Below are 15,824 nucleotides of genomic sequence, written 5' to 3'. Positions count from 1 at the left end.
AAGACCCCCTTTACACGCGCGATTGCGTCAACAAAATGGCCGCCCATTCGTGCTACACGCCTGTGTGAGCACGCTCGAACGGACGGAGACAGGCGCTTGGCGGAGGTGAGGGAGTTCAGGGAGCTGCGGGTGGTGGCGGACGCGGCGGCGGTGATCGCCTCGGCGGAGGACGCCCCCAGCGAGGAGTCCGGTCGGCAGGCGTTGACGCCCTTCCACGAGCGGCTGCTCGCGGAGGAGCTCACCATCAAGAGTTCGGACTCGCGCGAGCGGCTGGCCGGGGCGCTCGCCGAGGCGCGCGTGGACCTGAACCCGCACCAGCTCGAGGCGGCGTGCTTCGCCATGGACTCGCTGTCGCGCGGCGGCTGCATGCTCGCGGACGAGGTGGGCCTGGGCAAGACGATCGAGGCGGGCATGGTCATCGCCCAGCTCATGGCCGAGGGCAAGACGCGCATCCTCATCCTCGCCCCGGCGGTGCTGCGCGCGCAGTGGAACAGCGAGCTGCGCGAGAAGTTCGACCTGGAGTCCGTCATGGTCGACGGCCGCACCGTGCGCGCCACGGGCAACTGCTTCGATCAGCCCTACCCCGTCATCTGCTCGCACCCCTTCGCCGCCAACAAGGCCGCGCTGGTGTCGGAGATTCCCTGGGACGTGGTCATCATCGACGAGGCCCACCGCCTCCGCAACGCCTACAAGGCGGGCCACAAGACGGGCCAGGCCCTGCGCGCCTCGCTCCAGGGTCGCCCCAAGCTGCTGCTCACCGCCACGCCCCTGCAGAATGACTTGATGGAGCTGTTCGGCCTGGTGACGCTGCTGGACGAGCAGATCCTCGGCCCCGAGCACGCCTTTCGCAGCCGCTACCGCCTGGAGGGCGAGACCGGGGGCCTGCCCGGGGACGCCGCCAGTGAGCTCAAGGAGCGGCTCGCCCCCGTGGTCCAGCGCACCCTGCGCCGCCAGGTGCGCGAGTACGTGCGCTACACCAACCGCCGCTCCATCGTGGAGGACTTCGCGCCCTCGCCCGAGGAGCACGACCTCTACGAGAAGGTGAGCGAGTACCTGCGCCGCTCCGAGGTCGCCGCGATCGAGCCGGGCAAGAAGACCCTGCTCACGCTGTGCTACCGCAAGCTCCTGGCCTCGAGCACCTACGCCATCGCCCCCACCTTGCGCCGGCTGAGCGAGAACCTCACCAAGCGCCTGGAGGCCGCGCGCCTGGGCCAGCGCGCCCTGGGCTTCTTCGAGCCCGAGGAGGCCCGTCAGTTCGCCGAGGACGGCGAGGACTGGCAGGACGGCTCCTCCTCCTCCGCCGACAAGCCCGTGAGCCTCCGCACGCTCGAGAACGAGATGTGGGAGCTCAAGCAGTACGCGGACCTGGCCGACTCCATCAAGGTGAACGCCAAGGGCGAGGCCCTCACGCGCGCGCTGGATCGCACCTTCAAGGTGATGAAGGGCCAGGGCTGGCCGGAGAAGGCCCTCATCTTCACCGAGTCCAAGCGCACCCAGCAGTACCTGTGCACGCTGCTGTCCCAGAACGGCTACGAGGGGAAGATCTCCCTGCTCTCGGGAGACTCGGGCGGCGGCCCCGAGGAGCGCCGGGCGCTCGTGTACGAGTTCCGCGACAAGACGCAGATCCTCATCTGCACCGAGGCGGGCGCCGAGGGCCTCAACCTCCAGTTCTGCAACCTGGTGGTGAACTACGACCTGCCCTGGAACCCGCAGCGCGTGGAGCAGCGCATCGGCCGCTGCCACCGCTACGGCCAGCAGCGCGACGTGCTCGTCATCAACTTCCTCAACCGCCGCAACGCCGCGGACGCGCGCCTGTACGAGCTCCTGGAGAAGAAGCTCAGCCTGTTCGACGGCGTGTTCGGCGCGTCGGACGAGATCCTCGGCGCGCTGGAGAGCGGCGTGGACTTCGAGCGGCGCATCTTCGACATCTACCAGTCCTGCCGCCACCCCAACGACATCAACGCCGCCTTCGACAAGCTGCGCTCGGACATGGAGGGCCGCATCAGCGAGCGCATGACCGAGGCGCGCTCGGTGCTCATGGAGCGCTTCGACGGCGACGTGCGCCGACGGCTGCGCATCGCGGGCGCGATGACCAAGGAGGCGCTGGAGAAGCGCCAGCAGGGCGCGCGGGCGCTCACGGGCTCGGTGCTCGGCAGCAACGCCTCGGGCCGGCTCCAGGTGGCCAAGGCCGCCTACGCCGTGCGCGACCGCACCCACGACGCCATCAACTACCTGCGCCTGAACGCCGCGGGCCTGCCGGCGAAGATGGCCCGGCTCGCCGGCCAGGAGGGCTGGTGGTTCGTCTACAAGTGCGAGACGACGGGCCTCAAGGCCGAGGAGCGCATGCTGCACCTGGTGCTGCTGCTCGAGCGGGACGGCAAGGGCTTTCGCGCCCTGCCCCTGGCGGACGGCGAGCACTTCATGAAGCTCGTGGGCGAGGAGGAGGCCCGCCTGCGTCCGCCCCCGGTGTCCGTGTCGCTCATGCAGGAGCAGGCCCTCATGGCCGCCAAGGACGAGGTGCTGCGCGCCGCCGAGCGCCGCAACGCCCTGGAGCTGGACGTGGCGCGCGAGCGCGCGGACCGCTACGCCGAGGACTGTCTGCTGGAGTCGCGCGAGGCCGTGGAGCGGGCGCGCGCGCACTGGCAGGAGGCGCGCCGTGAGGTGGGCTCGTACGAGGACCCGTCCGAGCGCATGAAGGCCCGGGCCCACGCCGAGCGCATGGAGCGCGAGTACCGCAAGAAGCTGGCCTCGCTGCGCAACGAGGAGGAGAAGCGCTACGCGGCCAAGGATCGGCAGATCTCCGACCTCATCACCAAGTCCAAGGTCACCGAGAAGCGCTCGCTCATCGCCTCCGCGTACTTCTGGCTCGTCTAGGGTCGGCGCTCTCTCACGCCCGTCCGGACCCGGATGCCCTACGATGTGGGGCGCTGGGACGAACACCCAAGGGACGAGTGATGACCGAGAGCAAGGCGAAGCCCAAGGCCAGGAGCACGTCGGCCGCCCGGAAGACCACGCGGAAGACCGCCACCCCGAGCCGACCCCTGAAGCGCCCCGCGCCCACCACGGCGAAGAAGGCGAGCACGGGGCAAGCCTCCGGAGACGCCGCGTCCCAGCGCATCGACCAGCGCATCCGAGAGCTGGGCGGATGGCGCGGCGAGACCCTGGCCCGCATGCGCGCGCTCATCCAGGAGGCCGTGCCCGAGGTGCTCGAGGAAGTGAAGTGGAGGGGTACCCCGGTCTGGTCCCTTGACGGCATCCTCTGCACCGGCGAGTCGTACACGAAGGCCGTGAAGCTCACGTTCGCCCAGGGCGCCAAGCTCCCGGACCCCTCGGGCCTCTTCAACTCCAGCCTGGAGGGCAACACGCGCCGGGCCATCGACCTCCCCGAGGGCGCCAAGGTCAACGCGCGCGCGTTCAAGGCGCTCGTGAAGGCCGCGGTGGCCCTGAATGCCGCCTCGAAGAAGAAGGCCAGGCCCACGGCGAGCAAGGCCCGGCCGGTGAAGCTCCTGTCGGGTGGCAATCCGCAAATCGCCAAGGGGGATGGCGACGCCCCGGTGCAGGCGTACCTCGCCGCGATGCCGGGCTGGAAGCGTGACGTCGGGCAGAGGCTCGACGCGCTCATCGTGCGGAGCGTGCCCCACGTGCGCAAGGCGGTGAAGTGGAACTCGCCCTTGTACGGCACGGAAGGTGGCTGGTTCCTGGGGCTCCACGTCTTCGCCCGCTACATCAAGGTGAGCTTCTTCCGAGGCGCGTCCCTGCGACCGGTTCCCCCCGGCCCCAGCAAGGATCCGAACACGCGCTACCTCGACCTCCACGAAGACGATGCGTTCGACGAGAAGCAGGTGGCGGCCTGGGTGAAACAGGCCGCCGCATTGCCCGGCGCGAAGCTGTGAGTGCCCTCCGAGATCGAGTGGGCTACTCGAACGTGACCTTCACGTCGTAGGCGCCGCTGGTCCACGAGGTCGCGAGGTACCAGGTGCCAGCGGGCGGGTCGGTATAGGTACAGCCCTGCGAGATGCCCGGACCCGTCGATGAACAGACGTACTTCGTGCTCGACGCGGGCTTGAGGTTCTGGACGTACAGCGCGACCCGCCCCGGGTCGCTCGCCGTCTCCGTGGGACCCCGCGTGGAGAACGTCAGCTTGCGCGCGCCGGTGGGCACTTGAATCCGGAACCCCTGATCGCCGGTCAACTCCGCCACGGCCACGCCATTCATCAACGAGGGATGGGTCGTGTCCGCGTTCCACGAGGTGATGCCCGCGACGACGGTGACCTGCGTTCCCCAGGAGGCGGACGCGGGCGTGCGAGACCTGACCGACACGAGCCGCTGCCCCTTGGGGCCGCCCAGGACGAAGGGATGCGGACAGAGCGTGAAGGGGCCAGACGTCGTGCAGGAGAGGTGGCTGTTGACGCCCACGTCCGCGAAGCGCACATCGGTGGGCGCGTTCACCCCCGCCTGCACATCCACCCGCATCATGTCGCTGCTCGAGGGGATGGTGACGGAGAAGACCTGCGTCTCGTTGGGACCGAGGTAGATGTTGGGCACGGGCGTGCCGAGCGTCAGGGGAATGACTTCCTGGGCGACACCGTGGCGCGCGGTCAGCACCCCGTCCTTGAAGTCCGTCTCGCCCTCGACCCGGATGAGCCACGTTCCGGGGGTCGGGTTCTCGATGACACAGATCTCCAGGTTGGTGGAGGACTGGCTCCGGCAATCCGCCTCGGACAGCGTCGGACGGGCCCCCTGACGGATCGCGAGGTTCGCATTGCCACGACCTCCCGACAGCCCCACCATCAGCCGGTTCTTGCCCGGCGGCACCTCCACCTGGAAGTACTGGACGGAGCCCAGGCTTCCCTTGAGGGCCACCACGTTCTCTCCGTTGCCCAGCGTCCTCACGCCCTCCCCCGGCGTCGTCGCCAGGGTCGTGAGCAGACGGGCATTCGCGAAGCTTTCCGTCCCCCGGACCGCGACGTACCAGGTCCCCGGCAGCGGATGGGCGAACTCGCAATCCTCCTCGTTGTTGGGATGCATGGAGGCACAGTCATAGGTCGTCCCCGGGGCCTCGCCGTGTTTCACATACAGGTCCGCGTTTCCCGTGCCGCCCGTGAGCATCACCCGGAAGTCGCTGAGGCCCGGCGGAACCTCGACCGTCCACACCCGCTCACCGCCCGGCGCTCCACCAAACGGTGGTTCCTCCAGACCCGGCGTCAGACCTGGAAGGGTGGAGCTGGTCGTCGCCCGGACGATGCCGTCGAACGCGGACGCACTGGCCACCAGCACGTACCACGCCCCCTCTTGGGGCTGCTCGATGAGACAGGACTGTCCGGGTGGAGCGTCGTTGTAGGTCCATGCCGTGGCCTTGCAGGTGAACTGGAACGTCGCGGGGGCCTCTCCGTAACGGACGTAAAGCTGCGTCTGGGTGGCGCGCGGGAAGGCATGGTCCACGCGCAAGTGTGTCTGGCCCGCCGGCACGTCGAGCCGCCAGTACCGGAACTCCCGCGGAACGCCCGAGGTGAAGGCCTCGGGAACGCCATCCGTCAGGGCGGCGACGGGCCCTCCCCCATACCCCGCGGTCAGGGAGCCAAAGACAATCCCCGACGTGTAATACACCGTGACGTAGTAGCGCCCGGCCTGGGGGCGGTACAGCGTGCAGGGAGATCTGCAACCGTCGCTGAAGTGGGTCGACCAGGCCCCGTACTTCACCATGGCCCAGTTGTTGTGCTCGGACGCGAGCGTGAAGGTGGCCTCCGTCTGTCCCTCCGGGACATCGACGACGTAGTACAGCCGCTCGGAGCTGTATTGCAGTGACGTGTCCTTCCACAACGCAGACACGGAGGGAACGCCCGCGGAGAAGCTCAGCCCGGAGAAGGTCGTGTAGCCACGCACCAGGATGAACCAGGTGCCCGGTGCCGGAGACGGGAACGTGCAACCCGACCCACACGAGGTGCCCTCCCCTCGCTTGGGTGACACACCCTGCTGGACGAACACCTCGGCGAGGCCCGTCTGTTGTGTCGTCCGGACATTCAGGAAGGGCATGCCCGCGGGAACGCTCAAGGAATAGTATCGGTCTTCCATCGTCCCGCCGGAGAGGCCCGTCACCTGCTGGTGGTTCTGCAGCACCGTCACCGTTCCGCTGCCCGTGCTGGCCACCACGCGGGCCGTCAGGTTCAACCCCGAGAAGACATTCGTCGCCCGGAGCACCACGTACCAGGTGCCCGCCTTGGGATTGTCGATCGTGCAGGAGGCGCCGCCGCTCGTCGGCGCGGTGGCGAGACAATCCACCGCCGCGCTGCCAGGGTACGGATCCGAGGGCTGCACGGACAACGCTCTCACGACGCTCGAGGTCTCCACCGCGAGCCGGGCCTGACCCGTCGGGACGTTGAGGGTGTAATAGAGCAGATCATCCCGAGAGGCGCTGATGCCCGTCACCGTCTGCCCTGACGAAAGCGTCACGGTGGGTTTCACGGTCCCCGTCACCGAGGCCATCAACTGATTGCCCGAGACCTGATTCGACAACAGGACGTAGTAGCGACCGGATCTGGGCTTGAAGATGTCACACGCCGCCCCGACGCAGTCGTGGAGCGTCTCGGTGGGGCGGGCCCCGAACCGGGCCTTCACCAGGCTGTTGCCTGTCACCTGGAACTGAAGCCTGCCCTTGGCCGCCGGGACATCGACGAAGTACATCGTCGGCTTGTTGGTCGTCGCGGACACCACGGTGTTGGGGAACAGCGGCAGGGGCTGGTTGAAATAGACCACCAGCTTCGCGTTCGCATACGCCGAGGATCCCTCGACCCTCACGCTCCAGGTGTCGGCGACCGGTGATGGGACGTTGCACCGTTCCTCGTTGGAAAAGCCGCGGGAACTGCAATCGTAGACAGTGGAGGTGGGAATCTCGCCGCGCCGGATGGCCAGGTGCGCATTGCCGGTTCCGCCCGTCAGCGCGAAGGAGACCTCCGTCAGCCCCGCTGGAACCCTGACCTGGAAGTAGGTCAGCGAAGACGCATCGCCGCTGACGGTGACGGGGACTCCGTCCAACAGCTCCGCTCCCGGAAGCGTGACGACACCGGCCTGGTGGGCTCCGGATTCCAAAGGCTCGGCGGAGGGTCCGAGGGCTTCACCACAGCCCATCAGCAACATCCACAACAGTCCAAGAACGCGGGCATCGTGGCGGCGCGCAGGCATGTCTTCCATCCTGGGACCTTCCGGTCCGGTAGGGACGATGAGACATTTTCACGGAGAGTCTGACATGGAGGCAGGCGCCTCCGCCGACAAGGCGATGCCGAGCTGACCGGCCCAGTACAGCAGCATGATGGGGTAGCCCGCCCAGGCCGTGGGGTGGACGAAGAGTTGGATGGCGAGCCCGCCATCGCTCGTGGCGAACGCCAGGGCGCCGGCCAGCGCCAACCCTTGCGCGCGCGGCGTCAGTCCCGCCCCGCCCCACAGGGCCGCCGCGCGCCACATCATCGTGCAGATGACGACGACATAGGCCGCCACCGGCGGTGCCAGGTCTCCGAGCCGAGGCCAGAGGAACGCCGTCGCCCCCATGGCGAACAGCGCGAAAGGCAGGCCCCGCGCGAGGGCCGGCGCGCGTGTCACCGAGAGGAAGGCGGCCACATAGGAGACATGGGCGAGCAGGAACGCTCCCAGGCCCGGCAGGAACAGGCGGGGAAACTCCAGCAACAGGTCTCCGGCCAACGAGAGCACGAGCCCCCCGAGGACCCGCCGCGCATAGCGCGTGGACGCGGGCCCCAGCCACAGCATCAGGCAGACGATGGGAATGCCCTTGACGCCCAGGCGCAGCGGAGCGTTCGCCAGCGCGATGCCCAACAGGTAGAGCCCTCCTCCCAGGACGCCCGCTGCCATGAGAATCCGGGTCCTGCCCTCCCGCGTCATGCGCATGCGCGCATCCTAGCCACGCGGTCACCGCCTGACGGGGCGATCCGCGTGCTTGACATCCCATAAGCCCAAACTTATGCGTGCACCCATGACCTCTTCCACCCGACACCCCGCCGACCGCCACGACCTGATTCGCGTCCAAGGCGCTCGGGAGAACAACCTGAAGGACGTCAGCCTCGACATCCCCAAGCGGCGGCTGACGGTGTTCACCGGCGTCTCGGGCTCGGGCAAGTCGTCGCTGGTGTTCAGCACCATCGCGGCCGAGTCCCAGCGGCTGATCAACGAGACCTACAGCACGTTCGTGCAGAACTTCATGCCGACGCTGGGCCGGCCCGAGGTCGACGTGCTGGACGGACTGACGACCGCCATCATCGTCGACCAGGAGCGCATGGGCGCCAATTCCCGCTCGACGGTCGGCACGGCCACCGACGCCAACGCGATGCTGCGGGTGCTCTTCAGCCGCCTCGGCCAGCCGTACATCGGCCCGTCCAACGCCTTCTCCTTCAACATCCCGTCGGTGCGCGGGGCCGGGAAGATTTCCATCGAGAAGGGCGAGGGAAAGACCGAGGAGCGCGTCTTCACGTCCGTGGGCGGCATGTGCCCGCGCTGTGAGGGCATGGGCTCGGTCTCCGACATCGACTTGTCGCGGCTCTACGACGACAGCAAGTCCCTCAACGAGGGTGCCCTCACCATTCCCGGCTACACGGCGGATGGCTGGCTCGTGCGCATCTTCGGCGCCTCGGGCTTCGTCGACCCGGACAAGCCGATCCGGGACTACACCCCCCAGGAGCGCCAGGACTTCCTCTACAAAGAGCCGACCAAGGTGAAGGTCGAGAAGATGAACCTCACCTACGAGGGCTTGATCCCGAGGATCCAGAAGTCGTTCCTGACCAAGGACGTCGACGCGATGCAGCCGCACATCCGCGCGTTCGTGGAGCGCGCGGTCACCTTCGCCCCGTGTCCCGAGTGCGGTGGCACCCGGCTGAGCGAGGCCGCCCGCTCCTCCAAGATCAAGGGCATCCACATCGCCGAAGCCTGCGCGATGCAGATCAGCGACCTGGCCGCGTGGGTGCGCGGTCTGGACGCGCCGAACGTCGCGCCCCTGCTGGCCTCGCTGCGGCACACGCTCGACTCGTTCGTGGAGATCGGGCTGGGTTATCTCAGCCTGGACCGGCCGGCGGGCACCCTGTCGGGCGGTGAGGCGCAGCGCACCAAGATGATCCGTCACCTCGGCTCGTCGCTCACCGACGTGACCTATGTCTTCGACGAGCCCACGGTCGGGCTGCACCCCCACGACATCCAGCGGATGAACGATCTGCTGCTGCGGCTGCGCGACAAGGGCAACACCGTTCTCGTGGTCGAGCACAAGCCGGAGTTGATCGCGATCGCCGACCACGTCGTCGACATCGGCCCCGGCGCGGGCACCGCGGGCGGCCAGGTGGTCTTCCAGGGGACCGTCGAGGGCCTGCAAGCCAGCGGCACGCTCACCGGGCGCCACCTGAACGACCGGATCGCCCTGAAGCCCTCGGTGCGCAAGGCCTCGGGGGTGATGAAGGTGCGCGGCGCCCGCTCCCACAACCTCAAGAACGTGGATGTCGACATCCCGCTCGGCGTGCTGGTGGTGGTGACGGGCGTGGCCGGGTCGGGCAAGAGCTCGCTCATCCACGGCTCGGTGGGGACCCAGGAGGGCGTGGTGTCGGTGGATCAGGCGCCCATCCGCGGCTCGCGGCGCAGCAACCCGGCGACGTACACCGACCTGCTGGAGCCCATTCGCAAGGCGTTCGCGAAGGCCAATGGCGTGAAGCCCGCCCTGTTCAGCGCCAACTCCGAGGGCGCCTGTCCGACCTGCAACGGCGCCGGGGTCATCTACACCGACCTGGGCATGATGGCCGGCGTCACCACGGTCTGCGAGGAGTGCGAGGGTCGGCGGTTCCAGGCGTCGGTGCTGGAGTACCGCTTCGGCGGCCTCAACATCGCCGAGGTGCTCGATCTGCCGGTCGCGGACGCGGTCGGCTTCTTCGGCACCGGCGAGGCGCGCACGCCGGCCGCGCACGCGATCCTGCGGCGCATGGCCGACGTGGGACTCGGCTACCTCCGGCTCGGACAACCGCTCACCACGCTGTCGGGCGGAGAGCGGCAGCGGCTCAAGCTCGCCACGCACATGGGCGCCGAGGGCGGTGTCTACGTGCTCGACGAGCCGACCACCGGCCTGCATCTGGCCGACCTCAAGCAACTGCTCGGCCTGTTGGACCGACTGGTCGACTCCGGCAAGTCCGTCATCGTGATCGAGCACAACCAGGCGGTGATGGCGCACGCCGATTGGATCATCGACCTGGGGCCGGGCGCGGGCCACGACGGCGGGCGGATCGTGTTCGAGGGCACCCCGGCCGCGCTGGTGGCGGCGAAGTCGACGCTGACGGGCGAGCACCTGGCGGCCTTCGTCGGCGGCGCGCCGAAGGCCAGCCCCAAGGCCCGCGGACAGCGCACCTGAAATGCTTGTGTGGAGCTTATTTCTGGTATTCAATTTATTCCAGTTTTTGCCCCACCCCTTGAAAGGAAGTGCCATGAAGAAGCTGACGTTCGCCCTGGTCATGACGGGAAGCCTGCTGACGGCGTGTGGCCCCGAGATGGAGGGCGAGAACCTGTCCGGGGAAACGCCGGACATGACTGCGGAGACCGCGGAGACCGCGGAGACCGCGGACACCGACGGCAAGGTGACGGCCATGGCCACGACCTGGCAGACCTACAAGTACATGCACTGCGCGTCGTTCGGTCAGTCCTGTTACAACCTCATCTACTCGAAGGACTACTGCGCCAACTACACGGGCAACAACAACAACGCCCAAGGCGTCGCCTGTTCGGTGCCCGGGACCTACTGCTGGGTCGTCACCCAGGACTGGGCCGTCTCCTACCAGTGCAAGTAGTCAGCTCACCCGCCCTCCCGGCAGCACCTCGAGCTCGACGAGAATCTGGCGCAGCTCGGCGACGTGCTCGGGAGGGAGCGCTCGCAGTGGGGCCCGGAGCGGCCCCACCGTGGTCCCCATCAACTCCAGGGCCGCGGTGATGGCGCGCGGCAGGCCGTGCGCGACGATGAACCGCAGCAACGGCAGCTGGCGATAGAAGCTCCGGCGGGCCCCGGCGAGATCGCCTCGCTGGATGGCCTCGTAGAGCTCGAGGTTGAGCTTCGGGATGATGTGGGGCGCGGCGGTGCACCAGCCGCGCGCCCCCGCGACGAACGCCGCCAGCGCCAACGGATTGCTGCCGTTGTAGAAGGCCACGTCCTCGCCGCACAGCTGGACGAGCCGGTGCATGCGGTTCACGTCGCCGGTGCTCTCCTTCACCATGGTGACGTTGGGAATCTCGAGCAGTCGGGAGATGACGTCGGGGCTCAGGTCGAGGCCCCCCGTGGCGGGGTTGTTGTAGGCGGCGATCGGCGTGGAGATGCCCCGGGCCACCGCGTCGAAGTGGCCGACGATTTCCGCGTCGCTCAGCTTCCAGTAGCTCATGGGGATGATCATCACCGCGCTGGCGCCGAGCTTCTCGGCGTGCCTGGCGTGGTGGAGGGTCCGCTCCGTGGTGAGACTCGACACCCCCACGAGCGTGGGCACGCGTCCCGCGACCCGCTGGATGACCACCTCCGCGACCTGCTCCCGCTCCTCGTCGGAGAGGTACGGCAACACGCCGGTGCTGCCCAGGGGCGCGATCGCGTGGACGCCCGCCTTCACCATGTCATCGACGATCCGGCCGAGCAGGGCCTCGTCGACGCGACCGCTCGTCGTGAACGGCGTGATCGGATAGGCCACGATGCCTTTGAGCGGGGCGTTCACGCGGCACCCCCTTCCGTCTCGTGGTTCTTGTCGAAGAACTCGTCGCCGCGGTCCGGCACCTCCTCGCGCAGCGCCACGCCCCCCATGTTCTGCAACATCGGAGCGTTCTCACACGCCAGGTACCGCGCCCGGCCCTTGCCGGTGTTCACGTGGTTGTGCCACGCCCACACGGGCACGTACACGGCGTCGCCCGCCTTCCAGGGGATCCGCTTCCCACCGACGTACGAGTACCCCTCGCCCTCGAGCACGAACAGGATCGTCTCGTAGGTGTGACGGTGACGGTTGGAGGACTGGCCAGGCTCCAACCAACCAATGGTCATGCTGAGGGCATGCGAGGGCAAGTCCACGAAGAACACCGGATGCTTGCGCGCCTTCGAGTAGTCGCCGTGCTGGCCCGCGCTCTCGACGGCGGGATGGGCGAGCCTGTCTGGCATCACCACCCGGGGTCGGGGCGGGGTCTTGTCGAAGTCGGCGGAATGAAATGTGTCGGCCATTCTTGGCTCCAGGGGTTGGGGCGTGTCGTGACGCGAGTCCGTGTGTAGCCAGAAGCTGGACCCCCCGAATCCTCCAGAATCGAAATGGGCAGGGGTCCAGTTGGTGGAGGCATGGCGGGGCTTGCTTGCCATTGAGCGAGCGCTCGCGTCGCGGCAGCCTGGACCCATGGAACGCTCCAGAAGCACCCGGACCGAGGGTCCAGGGCAGCGCCCGTGGCGGTTCGATTTCGCGCTCGAACACGACGGGACGGTCTCCCGGCAGACCCAGCTCACGCGCGCCATCGTTCGTGAAATCCAGCGCGGGCGGCTTCAACCGGGCGCGATGCTGCCCGGCAGCCGCACGCTGGCCGACCAGCTCGGCGTGAACCGGAAGGTCGTCGTGGCGGCCGTCGAGGAGCTCGTGGGCCAGGGCTGGCTCGAGACCCGTCCGGCCTCGGGGACACGGGTGGCCGCGTCCCTGCCCCGCTCGGCGGTCGCCGACGTGGAACTCCCCCCACCGCGCAAGACGGGCCCGAGCCGCCGGGAGGCGCCGTTCGTCTCCATCACCGATGGCCTGCCCGACCCGCGGCTCGCGCCGCTCACCGAGCTGTCGCGCGCGTACGCCCGGGCGCTCCGCTCCGTTCACCGGACGGCGGTGGGCTACGGAGACCCCGCGGGCGATCCAGGCCTGCGCGAGGTGCTCTCCGGCTTCGTCAACCAGGCGCGCGGCCTCTCCACGACCCGTGACGAGGTGTTCCTCACCCGAGGGGCCCAGGGCGCGCTGGGCCTCTATGCGCTGGCGATGCTCGGCCCCGGCGACGTGGTCGCGGCGGAGGTGCCGGGATACGCGCCCGCGTGGCGCGCGTTCGAGTTCGCGGGAGCCCGGGTCACCCACATCCCCATCGACGGGGATGGCCTGAGAACCGACCTCCTCGAGAAGACGGCGCGACGGCTGGCGGGCAGGTTGAAGGCCGTCTACGTGACGCCGCACCACCAGTACCCCACCTCGGTCGCCCTGGCGCCGGAGCGGCGGATGAAGCTGTTGCAGCTCGCCGAGCGCTTCGACTTCACGGTGCTCGAGGACGACTATGATTACGAGTACCACTTCGAGGGCGAGCCCTTGCTGCCGCTCCATGCGACCGGCGGCTCGCGGCACGTCGTCTACATCGCGTCCCTCTCGAAGCTGTTGGCACCGACGGTCCGGCTCGGCTACCTCGTCGCCTCGGACGCGTGCATTCGCAAGCTGAGGGAGATACGGGCGGTGCTCGAGCGGCAGGGCGACACGGTCCTCGAGCGCGCCATCGTCGAGCTGTTCGAGGACGGGACCATCCAGCGCCACGCGCGGCGGGCACGCCGCACCTACAAGGCCCGCCGGGACCACCTTCACGCGAGGCTGAGCGCCCTGCCCTCCCTGCGCGAGCACTTCGAGTACACGGTGCCCGCGGGGGGACTGGCGCTGTGGTTGAAGCTTCGCCGGGGGAGCGCGGAGGCCCTGGTGGCGCGCGCCCGCGAGGAGCGGCTGCTCATCGCGCCAGGCTCGACCCACCTCCCAGTGGGGCCCTTGGACGCCCTGCGCTTCGGGTTCGCCGCGCACGAGCCGGACGAGCTCTCGCGCATCTGTGACGCGCTCGCGCGCTGTGTCTCGCGGTGAACCCGCGCCTTGACAACTTAGGAGTCCTAACTCAGTATCTTCCCATCATGACCGACCGGCGTCCCCCGTACTTCGACGCGCACACCGAGCCCGTCGCCACGCGCATCGCCACGGGTCTGCACAAGATCGGGCTGGCGATGAAGCAGCAGGCCTGGCAGCAGGCGAACGAGGAGGGCCTCTCCGCGACCCAAGGGCAGATCCTCGCGGCGCTGGTGGGGCATGGCCCGCTCACCGGCACGGAGCTGAGCGAGCGCCTCGGGGTGACGCTGCCGACCATCAGTGACTCCGTGCGCGTGCTCGGCACCAAGCAGCTCGTGACGAAGTCGCCGGATCCGCGTCATCCGCGAGCGAGCCTGCTGACGCCCACGGAGAGGGGGGCCGCGCTGGGCGCCCGCGCGCGGTCCTGGCCGGAGTTCATGGCGGAGGCCGTCGCCGACCTGGCTCCCGAGGAGCAACGCGCGTTCTTCGCCGGGGTCATGAAGATGATCCGCTCGCTGCAGGAGCAGGGGCTCATCCCGCTCAGCGGCATGTGTGTCACCTGCAAGCACTTCCGCCCGAACGTGCGTCCGGGAGCCTCCCCTCACCACTGCGCGCTCGTCGATGCGCCGCTGGCGGGAGAGCAACTTCGCCTCGATTGCCCAGAGCAGGTGCGCGCGGAGGACACCGTGCGCCAGCAAGTCTGGGAGCAGTTCTTGCGGCGCGGCTGACGCCCTACCCGCCCCCCCTGCCTCACCCCGGTTTCCGCGGCCCTGCTGGCCGACGGCGAAAGCGGAGCTTTGCTCCAAGGAGGAACATCCATGAACAACATCCCCGGCTATACCCTCGGCACCCCGTCGCTTCCGCGCTCACCCGTCACGCTCGCCGACTTCGAGCAGATGAAGGCGAGCACGCTCCTCGGAGACGAGGACCTGAAGTCCCTCCGGATGTCGCACGACATCGTGAAGGACCACGTCGAGGAGATCCTCGATGTCTGGTATGGCTTCGTGGGAAGCCAGCCCCACCTGCTCGCCTCGTTCACCGGCAAGACGAATGGAAAGCCCCTCGGGGACTACCTCGGCGCCGTGCGCAAGCGCTTCGGTCAGTGGATCCTCGACACGGCGCGCGCCGAGTACGACCAGAAGTGGCTCGACTACCAGCACGAGGTCGGACTGCGCCATCACCGCGTGCAGAAGAACCAGACGGATGGCGCGCCGTCGACCGACATCGTCCCGTTCCGCAACCTCTTCGCGCTCATCTTCCCGGTGACCTTCACCCTGCGGCCCTTCCTCGCCAAGAAGGGCCACTCGAGCGAGGACGTCGACAAGATGCACGCGGCGTGGCTCAAGTCGTGCCTGCTGCAGGTCACGCTCTGGAGCCACCCCTACGTGAAGGACGGTGACTTCTAATGGCGCCCCAACCCGCCCCCGCGTGGCACACGACGGACTGGCTCAACACCCCGAAGCCCCTCTCGCTCGAGCAGCTTCGCGGACAGGTCGTCCTCCTCCATGCGTTCCAGATGCTCTGCCCCGGATGTGTCTCGCGGAGCATTCCCCAGGCCCAGCGTGTCGCCGAGGCCTTCGCCGGGGCCCCGCTCGTGGTCGTGGGCCTGCACACGGTCTTCGAGCACCACGAGGCGATGAAGCTCGCGTCGCTCAAGGCGTTCGTCCACGAGTACCGCATCCGCTTCCCCGTCGGCGTGGACGCGCCCGACCCCGACGGAGGCGCCATCCCCCGGACGATGAAGGCCTATGCGATGCAGGGGACGCCGACCACGCTGCTTATCGACGCACAAGGCCGGCTGCGGCGCCACGTCTTCGGCGCCCACGACGACCTGCTGCTCGGCGCCGAGATCCAGACCCTGCTGCTCGAGGCCCGTGACGTCTCGCTCGACCGACCGCGTCCCGAGCCGGTGGCGCCGGCCCCGGGCTGCGATGCGCAAGGGTGCGCGCTGCCCACGCGCGGCTGACACGCGTCCCCCCTCTCCAGAATCCTCGGCCTTTC

12 protein-coding genes are annotated in these 15,824 nt (G+C 68.6%); 8 read left to right on the top strand and 4 right to left on the bottom strand.

Annotated elements, in window-relative coordinates; translation table 11 throughout:
- Positions 1-96: 96 nt before the first annotated feature.
- Both I3V78_RS18695 and I3V78_RS40340 read left to right on the top strand, forming a co-directional pair.
- A complete protein-coding gene (locus I3V78_RS18695) occupies positions 97-2,874 on the top strand; it encodes an SNF2-related protein (protein WP_204489828.1) in 2,778 nt (925 codons plus the stop codon).
- Between the two features lie 80 nt (positions 2,875-2,954).
- Positions 2,955-3,893 (top strand): DUF1801 domain-containing protein, encoded by a 939-nt coding sequence (locus I3V78_RS40340; protein WP_204489827.1) that lies wholly within the window; start codon positions 2,955-2,957, stop codon positions 3,891-3,893.
- Positions 3,894-3,915: 22 nt separating this feature from the next.
- Here the strand turns inward: I3V78_RS40340 and I3V78_RS18685 are convergent, their stop codons facing one another.
- Together I3V78_RS18685 and I3V78_RS18680 are read right to left on the bottom strand one after the other, a co-directional pair.
- On the bottom strand, positions 3,916-7,179 hold the full coding sequence (locus I3V78_RS18685) for a PPC domain-containing protein (protein ID WP_204489826.1): 3,264 nt from the start codon (positions 7,177-7,179) through the stop codon (positions 3,916-3,918).
- A 48-nt stretch (positions 7,180-7,227) separates the two neighbouring features.
- Positions 7,228-7,860, bottom strand: coding sequence for a lysoplasmalogenase (locus tag I3V78_RS18680; RefSeq protein ID WP_239576482.1), 633 nt, complete (start codon positions 7,858-7,860; stop codon positions 7,228-7,230).
- A gap of 121 nt (positions 7,861-7,981) precedes the next feature.
- Between I3V78_RS18680 and I3V78_RS18675 the strand changes: the two genes are divergently transcribed.
- On the top strand, positions 7,982-10,384 hold the full coding sequence (locus I3V78_RS18675) for an ATP-binding cassette domain-containing protein (protein ID WP_204489824.1): 2,403 nt from the start codon (positions 7,982-7,984) through the stop codon (positions 10,382-10,384).
- 73 nt (positions 10,385-10,457) lie between these two features.
- Complete coding sequence (locus I3V78_RS18670; RefSeq protein WP_204489823.1) at positions 10,458-10,817, top strand: hypothetical protein; 360 nt, start codon at positions 10,458-10,460, stop codon at positions 10,815-10,817.
- Here the strand turns inward: I3V78_RS18670 and I3V78_RS18665 are convergent, their stop codons facing one another.
- Both I3V78_RS18665 and I3V78_RS18660 read right to left on the bottom strand, forming a co-directional pair.
- Positions 10,818-11,720 carry a dihydrodipicolinate synthase family protein gene (locus I3V78_RS18665; protein WP_204489822.1) on the bottom strand — a complete coding sequence of 301 codons (903 nt, stop codon included), beginning with the start codon at positions 11,718-11,720 and terminating at the stop codon, positions 10,818-10,820. It abuts the gene before it with no gap.
- Positions 11,717-12,214 (bottom strand): cupin domain-containing protein, encoded by a 498-nt coding sequence (locus I3V78_RS18660; RefSeq protein WP_204489821.1) that lies wholly within the window; start codon positions 12,212-12,214, stop codon positions 11,717-11,719. The genes I3V78_RS18665 and I3V78_RS18660 overlap by 4 nt, the downstream gene beginning before the upstream one ends.
- Positions 12,215-12,380: 166 nt before the next feature.
- Between I3V78_RS18660 and I3V78_RS18655 the strand changes: the two genes are divergently transcribed.
- The 4 genes from I3V78_RS18655 to I3V78_RS18640 all read left to right on the top strand — a co-directional run bounded on the left by I3V78_RS18655 (position 12,381) and on the right by I3V78_RS18640 (position 15,789).
- Complete coding sequence (locus I3V78_RS18655) at positions 12,381-13,844, top strand: aminotransferase-like domain-containing protein (RefSeq protein ID WP_204489820.1); 1,464 nt, start codon at positions 12,381-12,383, stop codon at positions 13,842-13,844.
- A gap of 47 nt (positions 13,845-13,891) precedes the next feature.
- Positions 13,892-14,551: a MarR family winged helix-turn-helix transcriptional regulator gene (locus I3V78_RS18650; protein WP_204489819.1), complete on the top strand. Its 660-nt coding sequence runs from the start codon at positions 13,892-13,894 to the stop codon at positions 14,549-14,551.
- A 90-nt stretch (positions 14,552-14,641) separates the two neighbouring features.
- A complete protein-coding gene (locus I3V78_RS18645; RefSeq protein ID WP_204489818.1) occupies positions 14,642-15,229 on the top strand; it encodes a protoglobin domain-containing protein in 588 nt (195 codons plus the stop codon).
- A complete protein-coding gene (locus I3V78_RS18640; RefSeq protein WP_204489817.1) occupies positions 15,229-15,789 on the top strand; it encodes a redoxin domain-containing protein in 561 nt (186 codons plus the stop codon). The genes I3V78_RS18645 and I3V78_RS18640 overlap by 1 nt, the downstream gene beginning before the upstream one ends.
- Positions 15,790-15,824 lie beyond the last annotated feature (35 nt).

It is taken from the genome of Archangium primigenium (genome assembly GCF_016904885.1).
GTDB lineage: Bacteria > Myxococcota > Myxococcia > Myxococcales > Myxococcaceae > Cystobacter > Cystobacter primigenius.
Note: the sequence above shows the minus strand (reverse complement) of the source record. Positions and strands in the feature narration are given on the sequence as shown.

Bases quoted from the DNA above. Each gene is read 5' to 3' on its own strand.
- I3V78_RS18640 (WP_204489817.1), top strand. From the start codon at position 15,229: ATGGCGCCCCAACCCGCCCCCGCGTGGCACACGACGGACTGGCTCAAC.
- I3V78_RS18645 (WP_204489818.1), top strand. From the start codon at position 14,642: ATGAACAACATCCCCGGCTATACCCTCGGCACCCCGTCGCTTCCGCGC.
- I3V78_RS18685 (WP_204489826.1), bottom strand. From the start codon at position 7,179: ATGCCTGCGCGCCGCCACGATGCCCGCGTTCTTGGACTGTTGTGGATG.
- I3V78_RS18660 (WP_204489821.1), bottom strand. From the start codon at position 12,214: ATGGCCGACACATTTCATTCCGCCGACTTCGACAAGACCCCGCCCCGA.
- I3V78_RS18675 (WP_204489824.1), top strand. From the start codon at position 7,982: ATGACCTCTTCCACCCGACACCCCGCCGACCGCCACGACCTGATTCGC.
- I3V78_RS18680 (WP_239576482.1), bottom strand. From the start codon at position 7,860: ATGGCAGCGGGCGTCCTGGGAGGAGGGCTCTACCTGTTGGGCATCGCG.
- I3V78_RS40340 (WP_204489827.1), top strand. From the start codon at position 2,955: ATGACCGAGAGCAAGGCGAAGCCCAAGGCCAGGAGCACGTCGGCCGCC.
- I3V78_RS18655 (WP_204489820.1), top strand. From the start codon at position 12,381: ATGGAACGCTCCAGAAGCACCCGGACCGAGGGTCCAGGGCAGCGCCCG.
- I3V78_RS18670 (WP_204489823.1), top strand. From the start codon at position 10,458: ATGAAGAAGCTGACGTTCGCCCTGGTCATGACGGGAAGCCTGCTGACG.
- I3V78_RS18650 (WP_204489819.1), top strand. From the start codon at position 13,892: ATGACCGACCGGCGTCCCCCGTACTTCGACGCGCACACCGAGCCCGTC.